Source organism: Streptomyces sp. NPDC041784, from assembly GCF_055591025.1.
Window position 1 is genome coordinate 91,111 of the sequence record NZ_JBVJAB010000026.1, and the last position, 11,662, is coordinate 102,772.

General features: G+C 70.4%; 11 protein-coding genes. 2 read left to right on the plus strand and 9 right to left on the minus strand.

Annotation, left to right across the window (positions count from 1 at the left end; translation table 11 throughout):
- Positions 1–135 precede the first annotated feature (135 nt).
- From ACZ6D7_RS37430 to ACZ6D7_RS37465, 8 genes are all read right to left on the minus strand, one after another.
- Entirely contained in the window at positions 136–1,746 is a 1,611-nt protein-coding gene (locus ACZ6D7_RS37430; RefSeq protein WP_469500694.1) for an FAD-binding oxidoreductase, read from the minus strand.
- Positions 1,743–2,492 (minus strand): ABC transporter ATP-binding protein, encoded by a 750-nt coding sequence (locus tag ACZ6D7_RS37435; protein ID WP_469500696.1) that lies wholly within the window; start codon positions 2,490–2,492, stop codon positions 1,743–1,745. The genes ACZ6D7_RS37430 and ACZ6D7_RS37435 overlap by 4 nt, the downstream gene beginning before the upstream one ends.
- Positions 2,489–3,205, minus strand: coding sequence for an ABC transporter ATP-binding protein (locus ACZ6D7_RS37440; protein ID WP_469500698.1), 717 nt, complete (start codon positions 3,203–3,205; stop codon positions 2,489–2,491). The genes ACZ6D7_RS37435 and ACZ6D7_RS37440 overlap by 4 nt, the downstream gene beginning before the upstream one ends.
- A complete protein-coding gene (locus ACZ6D7_RS37445) occupies positions 3,202–4,272 on the minus strand; it encodes a branched-chain amino acid ABC transporter permease (protein WP_469500700.1) in 1,071 nt (356 codons plus the stop codon). Before ACZ6D7_RS37445 ends, ACZ6D7_RS37440 begins: the two co-directional genes overlap by 4 nt.
- A gap of 3 nt (positions 4,273–4,275) precedes the next feature.
- Complete coding sequence (locus ACZ6D7_RS37450) at positions 4,276–5,145, minus strand: branched-chain amino acid ABC transporter permease (RefSeq protein WP_469500702.1); 870 nt, start codon at positions 5,143–5,145, stop codon at positions 4,276–4,278.
- A 34-nt stretch (positions 5,146–5,179) separates the two neighbouring features.
- A complete protein-coding gene (locus ACZ6D7_RS37455; protein ID WP_469500703.1) occupies positions 5,180–6,511 on the minus strand; it encodes an ABC transporter substrate-binding protein in 1,332 nt (443 codons plus the stop codon).
- A gap of 73 nt (positions 6,512–6,584) precedes the next feature.
- Positions 6,585–8,195, minus strand: coding sequence for an FAD-binding oxidoreductase (locus tag ACZ6D7_RS37460; protein ID WP_469500705.1), 1,611 nt, complete (start codon positions 8,193–8,195; stop codon positions 6,585–6,587).
- An 80-nt stretch (positions 8,196–8,275) separates the two neighbouring features.
- Positions 8,276–8,899 carry a hypothetical protein gene (locus ACZ6D7_RS37465; RefSeq protein ID WP_469500707.1) on the minus strand — a complete coding sequence of 208 codons (624 nt, stop codon included), beginning with the start codon at positions 8,897–8,899 and terminating at the stop codon, positions 8,276–8,278.
- A gap of 108 nt (positions 8,900–9,007) precedes the next feature.
- Here ACZ6D7_RS37465 and ACZ6D7_RS37470 point away from each other — a divergent pair, with 108 nt between their 5' ends.
- Together ACZ6D7_RS37470 and ACZ6D7_RS37475 are read left to right on the plus strand one after the other, a co-directional pair.
- The gene (locus tag ACZ6D7_RS37470) at positions 9,008–9,763 is read left to right on the plus strand and encodes an SDR family oxidoreductase (protein WP_469500708.1); all 756 of its coding nucleotides are present in this window, start codon (positions 9,008–9,010) and stop codon (positions 9,761–9,763) included.
- A gap of 79 nt (positions 9,764–9,842) precedes the next feature.
- Entirely contained in the window at positions 9,843–10,412 is a 570-nt protein-coding gene (locus ACZ6D7_RS37475; protein ID WP_469500710.1) for a MarR family winged helix-turn-helix transcriptional regulator, read from the plus strand.
- A gap of 264 nt (positions 10,413–10,676) precedes the next feature.
- Here the strand turns inward: ACZ6D7_RS37475 and ACZ6D7_RS37480 are convergent, their stop codons facing one another.
- A complete protein-coding gene (locus ACZ6D7_RS37480; RefSeq protein ID WP_469500712.1) occupies positions 10,677–11,639 on the minus strand; it encodes an oxygenase MpaB family protein in 963 nt (320 codons plus the stop codon).
- Positions 11,640–11,662 lie beyond the last annotated feature (23 nt).

Consider the following 11,662-nt stretch of genomic DNA (forward strand, 5'->3'; position numbering starts at 1 on the left):
CGCCCCCACCCAAGGCCCCCCCCACCCCCCCCCCCCCCTCCCCCCCCCTCTCCCCCCCCCTCCCCCCCCCCCTCCCCCCCCCCCCCCCCCCCCCCCTCCCCCCTCCCCCCCCCCCCCCGACTCACGTATGTGCTGTCAGCGCAGCGCCCGCGCCCTGATCCCCTGCTTGCCGGGCGAGAAGATGCCCTGCGGGTCGAGGCAGTCCTTGACGGTTTCGTTGAAGCGGCGCTGGGCGTGGCCGCCGAAGTCGAAGGTGCCGGCGACGGCGTCCATGTGGCGCAGGTGTGTGCGGTAGACGCCGTAGCCGCGGCGGGCGCCTTCCGGGATGAGCCGGCCGATGACGTCGTACGCGTGCCGGGTCTGCGCGGCGTCGGCCGTGTTGAACCACAACGAGGTGATGTTGACGAAGGCGCGCGGGGTGAGCATCAGGGAGGTGGCGTAGTCCAGGCCTTCGGCCGCGAGGGCGGAGCGCAGCCAGCGGTTCTGCTCCAGCGCCTCCTCGCCGGTGAGCGGGGCGACGGGGGAATAGTCGAGGTGGCCGCCCACGCCGTGTTCGTCCCAGCTGAGGTTGTCCAGCAGGTCGAGCGTGGGGACGCCGGCCTGGGTGGTGTCGGACTGGTGCCGGATGCGCGGCAGGGCGGCGGCCGGCCCGTCCGGGACCGGTTCGACGGGCGCCGTGAGCCGGTCGACGGCGGTGGCGCCGTCGTATGCGCGAGCGGTGAGGCGGGCGCCGGGGATGGCCTCGAAGGCGCGGCGGCAGATCTCGTACTGCTGCTCCACGATTTCCGCGTGGCCGTACAGGGCGAAGCGCATGTACCAGCGGCCCGTGTCCGTCTCGCGGGCTATACGGTCGATGGCCTCCTCCGGAAGCGCGCCCTCTCCCCGGTACCAGTACTCGCGGGGGACACCGCTGAGCGCGCCGCCGACGAGCATCGTGTTGTACGCGATGGGGTAGTTGGGGATGGTGCGGTCCAGGAGCAGCGGGCGGACGGTGTCGACGAGGGCGACGATGTCCTCCTCGCGATCGACCCGCACGTCGCAGGACATGTACACCTCGGGCTGCGGTACGAGCCAGCAGCCCATCTTGGTGACGACGCCGTAGTTGGACTGCATGAACATCCCGTCGGCCGACGGACCGAAGCCGGGCTTGCGCACGGGCCAGGACGGGTTGCCCTCCATGGCGCCCATGCCGGTACGCAGCAGGGAGCCGTCGGCGAGGACGACCTCCATGCCGCTCTGGCGGCCGGGGTGGTCGCCGAGCGGGGTGAAGCCGACGCCGTGATCGAGGCAGTTGCCGATGACGCTGCCCCAGCCGAGGTCGGGGATGGAGGGCCACAGGGCGAGGCCGCGCCGCCGGATCTCCTCGAAGAGGTCGAAGAAGCGCACACCGGGCTCGACCACGCAGTACGCGAGGTCTTCGTCCAGTTCGAGGATGCGGTTCATGCGGCGCAGGCTGACCGAGACCGAGCCGGTGGTGGCCGGGGCCGGACCGCCGTATCCGTTGTTGCGGCCCTGGGAGAACGTCCACAGCGGCAGGCTGTGTTCGCCGGCGATCCGGACGACGGCCTGGACCTCCTCGACGGTGGCGGGCGAGACGACAGCGGAGGGGATGTGCTCCTGCCAGGAGGCGTGGGCGTAGGGATCGCGGTACGGCAGCAGGTCCTCGGGGCGGTGCAGGACATGCTCCGGGCCGAGGGCGGCGGAGAGAGCGGCCAGAGCGTCGGCGGAGAGGGGCGGTCGGGTCATGACGGGGAGTCCTCGGCGTTCGTGCGCAGCAGGTACGCGGCGCTCAGCTTCTCGGGGTTGTCCTTGAGCTCCTGTGCCGTGCCGCTGAAGCGGATGCGGCCGCCCTCCAGGATGTGGGCGGTGGTGGCCAGGGCGAGGGCGACGTGTGCGAACTGCTCGATGAGCAGGACGGCCGTGCCGGCGGCGGCGACGTCGGCCAGGACCGGCATCAGACGCTTCACCACGACCGGCGCCAGGCCCAGCGACAGCTCGTCCACGACCAGCAAGGACGGCCGGGAGGCGAGTGCCTGGGCCAGGACGACCATCTGCTGCTGCCCGCCGGACAGGGCACGGGCGGGGGTGTGCCAGCGTTGCCTCAGCTCGGGGAAGAGCTCCAGCGCGTACTCGACTCCGGTCCGGCGGGCCTCTCGGCCGAGGGCGTAGACCGCGGCGTGCAGGTTGTCACGGACGGTCAGGCTGGGCAGCAGCCGCCGTCCTTCGGGTACGACTGCCACCCCGGCCGCCCGCACCTTCTCGGGCCGGCGTCCCGTCAGCTCGCGCTCGCCGAGCAGGAGGCGCCCGCCGGTGGGGCGCAGGATGCCGCCGAGCGCGAGGACCAGGGTGGACTTGCCCGCGCCGTTGGGACCGAGGAGAGCGGTGACCTCTCCGGCGGGGATGTCGAGACGTACGTCGTGCAGCACGGTCCGGCTTCCGCGCACGACACGGAGCTCTTCGACGTGCAGCGCGGGCGCGGTGGTGACGGTCATGCGATCTCCTCGGTACCGAGGTAGGCCCGCACGACATGCTCGTCGCGCAGGACCTCCTGGGTGGGACCGGCGGCGACGATCCGGCCGAAGTCGAGCACGGCGGTGACGTCGCAGCAGGCAGACACCAGGCTCATGTCGTGGTCGACCAGTACGGTCATGGCGTCCAGCTCCGCCGGGATGCGGCGGATCACGGCACCGATCCGGCCCGTCTCCTCGTCCGGCAGCCCCGCGGCGGGCTCGTCGAGCAGGACCACGCGGGGGCGGCCGACGACCGCACGGGCGAGCTCGACCAGCCGTCGTTCTCCCGCGCCCAGGGCGCCGACCGGGGCCGTGGGGCTGACGGAAAGGCCGACGAACTCCAGGGCGGTGAGCACGTCGCGGTGGCGGTCGCGGCGGTGGCCACCGGTGTGCTCGTGGACCATGGCCACGTTGTCGTACACCGACAGCTGCTCGATCGCCTGCTCGGTCTGGAAGGTGCGGCGCAGCCCCCAGCGGGCCCGGCGGTGGCCCGGCAGGGCCAGCAGGTCGTCACCGAATGCCAGGACGCGGCCGGTCGCCGGGGTGACGAAGCCGCTGAGTACGTTGAAGAAGGTGGTCTTGCCGGCGCCGTTGGGGCCGATCAGGCCGCAGGCGCCGCCGGGCAGCGTCAGATCCACGGCCTGGATGGGGGTGACGCCGCCGAAGCGTACGGTCAGCTCCCTGATCTCGATCATGACGTGGTCCTCCGTACCCGGACCCGGGCACCCAGCCGGGCCAGGTCCCGGCTCAGCTGGCCGACGATGCCCTCCGGCGAGGTGACCAGTGTCTGCACGAGGCCCACCCCGAAGACGATCAGCAGGACGTTGCCGCTGACCCCCCAGGTGTCGAGCAGGGCGGGCATCGCCTTCAGCAGCAGCCCTGCCACGACGGCTCCGGCGAAGTGGTACATGCCCGCCATCAGCAGGGCGGCCAGCAGAGTGATCGACTCCTGCGGGGGGAACTGGTAGACCGTCAGCCCGCCCGCGCTGGCTGCCAGGAGGGCCCCGGCCACACCGGTCATGAAGCACGCCAGGGCGAAGGCCCACAGCTTGTACAGGGTGACGTTGATCCCGGCGGCCACCGCCGCGTGCTCGCTCTGCCGGATCGCCGCCCAGGCCCTGCCCGGCCTGCCCCGGGTATGGGCGATGGCCAGCAGGAACATCAGGGCACAGACCACGACCGTGTAGCGGAAGTACGCGGTGTCGCCGGCGGCGACGGCGGGCCGGGCCAGCGGCACGGTGCCGGATTTCACGGGGTCGTAGCCGAGGAAGCCGGGTCCGCCGTTGGGGAAGTTGATGTTGGTCAGCACGATGGTGACCGCGGCGGCCAGCATGAGGGTGATCAGGGCCAGGTACAGGCCGGACAGCCGCAGGGCAGGCAGCCCGATGAAGATTCCGATCAGGCCGGTCACCACACCGGTGGCCAGCAGTACCAGCCAGAACGGCAACGCGCCGGTCTGGCCCAGCCGTTCCGCGGTCCAGCCGCCGGCCGCGAGCATCGCGATCTGGCCCAGTGAGATCAGCCCGACCCGCCCGTACAGCACGCTCAGACCCAGGGCCGCGACCGAGAACACCGCCGCGGCGGTGAGGACCTGGATCCAGTACGCGCTGGTGAACAGCGGCAGCAGGAGCGCGGCCGCCGCCACACCGGCCGGCCAGACCGCCGCCGACAGGGGCTGCCGCAGCCTGTGCCCGATGGCCGCCGTCGGGTGCCGCGCATGGTCCGGTGCGGTGGCGCGGTGCGCGTCTTCGAGGACGTTCATTCGTCAGACCCTTGTCTGTGACGGGCGGCGGACGGCCATGACCAGCACGACCGCTATCGCCACCAGGAACGGCGTCATGGACCGGTAGGAGGACAGGCTCGCCACAGAAGTGAGCAGGGACTGGGCGACCCCGATGACGAGGCCGGCAGCCAGCGTGGTCCACAGCGACTCCAGCCGTCCGACCAGGGCGGCGGCCAGCCCGGAGATGATCAGGAACGTCAGCCCGGTGATGTCGAGGCCGACCAGGTTGGACAGCACGATCCCCGCCACGCCGAACACGACGCCGGAACCCAGCCAGGCGGCCGCCTCCACCCGGCGTACCGGTACGCCCAGCAGCGCGCTGCTCTCCCGGTCGTCGGCCAGCGCGCGCATCGCCGTGCCCAGCGCCGTGCGGTCCAGGAACAGCGCGGTGACGGCGGTGAGCAGCAGGCCGAGCGCCAGGCTGATCAGCTGGGTGCCGTTGACGTGGACGGTGCCGAGGACGATGCCCCAGGCGGTCGTGGGCAGGGAGAGGGAGTAGGTCTGCGCGCCCCAGATCCAGGACATGGTGCCCAGCAGGACGAGCGTCAGACCGAGCGTGGCCGCGGCCTTGACCAGCGGTTCGCGCTGGGCGAGCCGGGGACCGAGGAGCAGGCCGTACAGCAGGGTGATCGCCGCCGACAGCGTTACACCGAGTGTGGCCGCGGGCCAGACGGCCAGGCCCGCGGTGGTGGCCAAGGAGCAGGCGGTGAAGGCACCGACGGCGCCGACCGCTCCGCCCGCCAGATACAGCACTCCGGTGGTGCGGTACAGGACCACGATGCCGACGCCGGAGAGCGAGAACACACCACCGAGAGCCAGTCCGAGAACGAGGAAGGGCAGAAGGCTCGGCATGGGAGACATCCTGTTCCGATCGGACAGTCGGCGGTCAGCCGAGACCGATCTGCTTCTCGTATGCGCGGATCTCGGCGAATTTGTTGTTCGGGAGGGCGGGCATCTCCGAGCAGTCCTGGGTCTGCGCCCACTGACCGCTCTTCGGAGTGATGGTCCGGGTGGTGTTGTTGGCGGTGTGGAACGCCTGGGTGCCGAAGTACCAGGGCTTGCAGTACAGGTCGGACCGGTAGTCCTTGACACCCTTGAACGCCGCGCCCACGGTGGCGGTGGTGTAGTCGCCGGACTTGATGCTCAGCAGCGCCTGGACGGCGATCCGTGCGGCGGTGAAGCCGAGCTGGCCGAAGTTTCCGAGCTGGGTCTTCGGGGCGTACTTCTGACGCAGCTGGAGATAGAGCTGGTTGTCCGGACCGGGCGAGCCGGCCAGGTTCACCTCGGCGTTGACACCCAGCTTGCCGTCCCAGGCGCTGCCCAACTGCTGGAGCATGGACTGGTCGTTGCAGCCCGCCGGGCAGCCCCATAGGGCCTGGTCGATCAGGCCCTGCTGCTCGATGGCCTTGAACACTTTCAGCGCCTCACCCGCGTTGAGGTTCGCCACGACACCGCCGCCGGCGCCCGCGGCCTGGGCGGCCTTGAGCGCGAGCCCGTTGGCGTCGGCGATCGGGACGTTCTCCACCCAGGCGGTGACCGGGACGCCGGCCTTCTTGGCGAGCGCCTGGATGCTGGAGTTGACGGCGTTGGAGTCGGGTGTGTTGCTGGTGAAGACGACCAGTTTCTTGGCGCCCTTGTCGAGCAGGTACTGGGCAGTGGCCAGCGCGCTGTAACTTGCGCCGACGTTGACCGGCGCGATGGCGGGGGAGTTGAAGCAGTCGAGGGACAGGCCCGCGTCGATGCCGTAGACGGCCTTCTTCTCGTAGGTCTTGGCGTTGACCGAGCAGTCCAGGACGCTGCTGCTGGCGGTGAAACCGACGATCTTCTCGGTGTCGATCAGCTTGGTCGCCAGGGACGCGGTCAACTGCGGGTCGAGCGCGTCCTTTTCCACGACGAGTTTCACGGGGCGGCCGTTGATGCCGCCGTTGGCGTTGACGCAGGAGAAGTACGCGTTCGCCATGTCGGTGACGTCGGTGAAGCTCAGCCCGGGGGTGTCGGAGACGATGGCACCGAGCTTGATGGCCGGCCCGGTGGCCGTCTTGCCGTTGCCGAGGCCGCACTTGGAGGCCTTGGACGGCTTCGCGGAGGAGGCCGCGGGGGCGCCGGTGCCGGTGGAGGCGCAGCCGGTGGCCAGCAGGGCCAGGAGGGGTGCGCAGGCGGCGACGGTGAGCACGCGGGTGCTCGTGGATCTGTGCGGGCGATTGCCGTTGGTCTTCACAATGGGCTCCGTTGCTCACGGTGGTCGACTGGGGCGAAGGGGAAGGGAGAGAGGGCACGCGGGCGGAAGCGGGTCAGCGGCTGGGCGACACGTCGCGCAGGTGGCGCAGTCCGGAAGGCCAGACGCCCTGCTTGCCGGGGGAGAGAATGCCGTGTGGGTCGAGCGCGTCCTTGAGTCGCTCGTTGAAGCGGCGCAGCGCGTGATCGCCGAAGTCGAAGGTGTCGGCGACGGCGTCCATGAAGTCGACGTGCGTGCGGTAGACGCCGTAGCCGGCCCCGGCGAGGGCGCGGACCAGTTCGGGGTAGAGCCGGTAGGCGTCGCCGGTCTGCTTCTCGTCGCAGGGGTTGAAGTAGAGCTGGGCGACGTTGGTGATGTGCCGCTGGCCCAGGATCATGGCGGGGTCGTAGTCCAGCCCGCTGCCGCTCAGCTGGTCGTCCAGCAGGGCATGCACCCGTACGACGTCCTCCCCGCGCAGGGGTGAGACGGTGGAGAAGTCGAGATGGCCGCCTCCCTCGCCGCTGTACCAGGACAGTGCCCGCATCAGGTCCAGGCTGGGGATGCCCGCCTGGACCTGGGCGTTCTGATCTCGGGCGGTGTCGTGTACGGCGTGTCCGGCGAACTTCTCGCCGACGACGTGGACGCCGGGGATGACCGACAGTGCCTTCCTGATCCGGGCGAGGCGGGCGTCGACGATGCCCTCGGTGCCGTACAGCGCGAAGCGCATGTTCCAGCGGCCGAGGCCCATCCGTCGGGCGAGCCGGAGAACCGCGTCCTCGGGTACGGGGCCGGGACCGTCGTACACCTCGGCACGGGTGGGTGCGCCGTCCATGACGGAGGCGATAAAGAGCGGATGGCCGATGGCGGGGTGGTTCTGGAGGGTGCGGTCCAGCAGGAGGGGGCGAAGCGCGTCGATGAGGACGGGCAGGTCCTCCTTGCGGGGCACCTGGACGCCGCCGGAGAGATAGCACTCAGGCTCGGGCATCAACCACACTCCCGCCCGGGTGACGATGGAGAGTCCGGACTGCTTGAACAGACCGTCGGCCGTGGGACCGAAGCCACGGGGGTAGGCGTGCCAGGCACGGTTGCCGGACATCGCGCCCATGCCGGTGCGCAGCAGACTCCCGTCGGGCAGGACGACCTCCAGGCCGCACAGCCGGGCGGCGTGGTCGCCGTCGACGGTGTAGCCGATCCCGTGGTCGAGGGCGTTGCCGATGACGCTGCCCCAGCCGAGGTCGGGGGCGGAGGACCAGACCTTGTGACCGTCGGCCCGCAGGTGGTCGTACAGGTCGAAGAAGCGCACACCGGGCTCGACGACCGCGTAGGCCAGTTCCTCGTTCACTTCGAGGACACGGTTCATGCGGCGCAGGCTGACCTGCACCGATCCGGGGACGCGGGGGGCGGGTCCGCCGTAGGCGTTGTTTCGGCCCTGGGAGAAGGTCCACAGCGGGACGCGGTGCTCGCCGGCGATGCGGACGACCGCCTGGACCTCTTCGACGGTGGCCGGCATGACGACGGCGGCCGCGGTGTGGTCGCTCCAGCCCGGGTGGGAGAAGGGGTCCCGGAAGTCGTCGACGGTTTCGGGGGCGGTGAGGACCGCGTCCGTGCCGAGCGCCGCGACGAAGGCGTTGGCGGCGGAGTCGGGGAGCGGGCGGACGGTGGTGTGGGAAGGTGGCTGGAAAGGCACGTCGGGCCTCCCGTACATGCGGGCCGGCTCGGACCCGCGGATGCCGAAAAATACTGAGAGATCTAACCGATTTCTGGAAGCTACGCCGGGGTCACACCCACGTCAATAGGTGGGTCGAGCAACGGTGCCAGCAGGTCAGCGGCCTGCTGCGGCGTGACGACGTCCGCTGGATCCATGCGGTGGACCTCGCGTGAGGCGCGGTCGATGTAGACGTGTTCGCCGAGCAGCTTGACGGCCTCGTCATAGGGCCAGACATTGGCCACTTTGTGGGTGACGAGGTAGTGGGCGTCGAGGTCGTCGACGTCCTCGCCCATCGCGGGCTTCATCAGCGCACCCGGGACGATCTGCCCCAGCAGTGACTCGATGGCCAGTCCCCAGTCCGCGACCGCGATGCGCTCGGTGAGTGGGACGAGCACGTTCAGTCCGGCGTCGGTCATCGTGCGGTAGAAGCCGGCGACGGCGTCATGGCCGTCGAAGACGGCGGTGTTGTCGCCTTCGGCGATGCGGTAGACGGGGTGGGGCACGGTCAGATCCGGGTCGAGGATCTCCGGCCACCGGCCGGACACCTCCAGCATGGCGTGGCGGCGGAAGTTGGTCAGGATCGCCCGTTGACGGGGATCGGTCGCGAGGCCGAGCTGGCGCTCTGCCTCGCGCGGGACGTTCAGGACGTCCAGTCGCGGCACGGCGGCCGGAATGAGGCGCACGGTGCGCTCCTCTCACTCTGAAGCGGCCTCAACGTAGCAACCAATTAATTAGAGGTCTAGGTATTGAGCGGGTGTGAATTACTAAGACATCGAGCTAGTCTCGGAGGCATGGAGATCACAATGAAGGGCAAGGCCGGGCTGGTCACCGGCGCGGCAGGCGGCATCGGACGAGCCGCCGCCGTGGCATTCGGACGCGCCGGGGCAGCGGTCGTCGTCGCCGATCTGGGCAGCCGACGCGCCGCCGGACTGGAGACCGTGCAGCTGGTCGAGCAGGCCGGCGGACGGGCACTGTTCGTCGCGTGCGACGTCACCCAGGCCGACGAGTGCACCGCACTCGCGGCGACCGTGGCAGAGACGTACGGGCGGCTGGACTTCGCGCACAACAACGCGGGTATCGCCGTGCAGGGCAGCGTCACCGACACCGACGAGGCGGCCTTCGACCGTTGCCTCGCCGTGAACCTGAAAGGGGTCTGGCACGGTCTGCGGGCGCAGATCCCCCTCATGGCCGCGTCGGGTGGCGGTGCGATCGTCAACACCGCGTCGCTCGCCGGGCTCATCGGCCTTCCGCAGGGCGCCGCCTACTCCGCGAGCAAGCATGCCGTAATCGGTCTGACCAAGACCGCCGCCATCGAGTGCGCGGACCGCAACATCCGGGTCAACGCGGTCTGCCCGGCGGCGGTCCGCACCGACATGATCGCCGCTCTGCCGCCCGAACTCCAGGCGCAGGCCGTAGCCCCCCAGGCGATCAAGCGGTTCGCCGAACCGGAGGAGATCGCCGATGCCGTGCTCTGGCTCTGCTCCGACGCGTCGTCCTTCGTGACCGGGACCGCCCTGCCCGTGGACGCGGGGGCCACCGCGTCGTAACCGGGCAGGATGTGCGGCGAGCCGGCGATATTCTGAGACCTCTCAGTAACTTCTCCTATCGTGAGGACAGAGTCCCTTCATGCGGTCGAGCCAGTCCCAGCTCCCGATCCCCGGCGATCCGGCCGACGCCGACGCCCAGGCCGCCGAGGCCATCCGATCCTTCGCGCCGGACGCGGACATCGACGCCATGCTCATGATCTTCGGACTGGTAAGAGCGGCTGAACGGCTCCAGCAGGACTTCGAGGTCAGCGTCCAGCGCCCGGCCGGCCTCACCTGGGCGAGCTTTCGTGCCCTGTTCGCGGTCAAGACGGTCGGCGAACTGACCCCGCTGCAGCTCGCCCGGCTGACCAATGTCTCCCAGGCCAGCGTTTCGGCGGTGCTCAACACCCTGGAACGCAAGGGACTCATCCAGCGCAGCAGGTCGGACAAGGACGGCCGGTCCGTCACCATCCAGCTCACCGACTACGGACACGACGTGGTCGGTGAGCTCTTCGCACGCAACAACGCCCGCGAGGCCGAGTGGGCCCGAGCCCTGACCGCCCGCGAGCGCGGCACCCTGGTCCGGCTGCTGCGGAAGATCCGTCGGCATGAGGTCAGCACGATCACGGATGCCACCCGAGTGGTGAACGGTGACGTCGGCACGCCGTGAGCCTTCGCAACGAACCGGTGGGTGAGGCGGCGGGCCGCGCGGTGGCGGCTGACGGCGTCGCCGGCGCCTCGGTCGGAGCGATCCGGGCAGCACGGACTGCCGGGTTCAGGCCGGCAGTGGCCCTCACAAGGGTCGAGGAGACGCCGACCGCGACCGCCCGGCGGGGGACGGTAACCGGCTGACGACCGCCGCGGGGTCGAGTTCGGGAGCCGGTGCGGACGGGGCGAGGATCCCGACGACCGTGTACCGGTCCCGGCCGACACGTCAGACGTCCGTACTCGTCGACCCGTCCGGCACGGGCCGTTCTCCCCTCATGCCGGACAGAGCGGCCTTCAGCCGGCCGCCCATCGGGGTCTCCGGGCGGGGCTCGGCGAACGCGGCGCGGATCGGCGCCACCTCGACCGGGTCGGGCGCCCACCGGACCTGGACGGTGATGAGCGTGCGCAGTGTCCGCCGCAGGGTCCGGACCACGAGCGGTCGCGGGCCCTTGAGCCCGTGGACGGCGAGCAGGTCCGGGGTGGCAAGGGACAGCACGAGGGCACGACCGAGCCCGTGCAACGGGCGGGGGAACCAGCGGTCGCAGAACTGCTGCAGCATCGCCTCGGCGACGACGTTGCTCTCCGGAGCGGTCGAGTAGTCGTTGCGCTCGAAGTCGGAGAGGAAGGCGAGCATCCCGTCGAAGTCCGCCGGCAACGGGACGCCCTGGTCCGAACCGATACGGAACAGCCCGGCGATCTGCGACCAGTGCCGGTAGGCGGCCCGCTGCTCCTTGGCGCTGAAGCCGGGCAGACCGAGCCGCTGCATTACCCGGTGCGGCTCGGCGGCGAGGATGCAGATCGTGTACGTGTACTGGCGTACGTCCAGGATCGCGTCGGGGTACTTCCCCGCCCAGGCGTCGTGCTGCCGGTTGACCCGTTCGACGGACTCACGCACGCTCGGGTCGTGCGCACCCTCGCCGAGGTACCAGGTCCACACCGCGTGCATGGTGCCCTCTATACGACGCTGCTGGTGCAGGACGACCTTGCCCTTGCCGCCGCGGACGAGTGTGCGTGCGCCGCTGCCCGGCCCGACGAGCCGCAGGAAGCCCTGGCACACCGCCATGTTGAGGATCATCGGGCTGGTCCGGTAGGCGTTGCCGAGCTGCCAGATCCGGGCATGGTCGACGTCCGGGTCGAGCGCCTCGATCTCGGCGTTGATCCACTTGCGCGGTTTTTCCCTGGTGGTCACGTGTCCTCCTCGGGTTCCTGATC

Bases quoted from the DNA above. Each gene is read 5' to 3' on its own strand.
- ACZ6D7_RS37430 (WP_469500694.1), bottom strand. From the start codon at position 1,746: ATGACCCGACCGCCCCTCTCCGCCGACGCTCTGGCCGCTCTCTCCGCC.
- ACZ6D7_RS37435 (WP_469500696.1), bottom strand. From the start codon at position 2,492: ATGACCGTCACCACCGCGCCCGCGCTGCACGTCGAAGAGCTCCGTGTC.
- ACZ6D7_RS37440 (WP_469500698.1), bottom strand. From the start codon at position 3,205: ATGATCGAGATCAGGGAGCTGACCGTACGCTTCGGCGGCGTCACCCCC.
- ACZ6D7_RS37445 (WP_469500700.1), bottom strand. From the start codon at position 4,272: ATGAACGTCCTCGAAGACGCGCACCGCGCCACCGCACCGGACCATGCG.
- ACZ6D7_RS37450 (WP_469500702.1), bottom strand. From the start codon at position 5,145: ATGCCGAGCCTTCTGCCCTTCCTCGTTCTCGGACTGGCTCTCGGTGGT.
- ACZ6D7_RS37470 (WP_469500708.1), top strand. From the start codon at position 9,008: ATGGAGATCACAATGAAGGGCAAGGCCGGGCTGGTCACCGGCGCGGCA.
- ACZ6D7_RS37475 (WP_469500710.1), top strand. From the start codon at position 9,843: ATGCGGTCGAGCCAGTCCCAGCTCCCGATCCCCGGCGATCCGGCCGAC.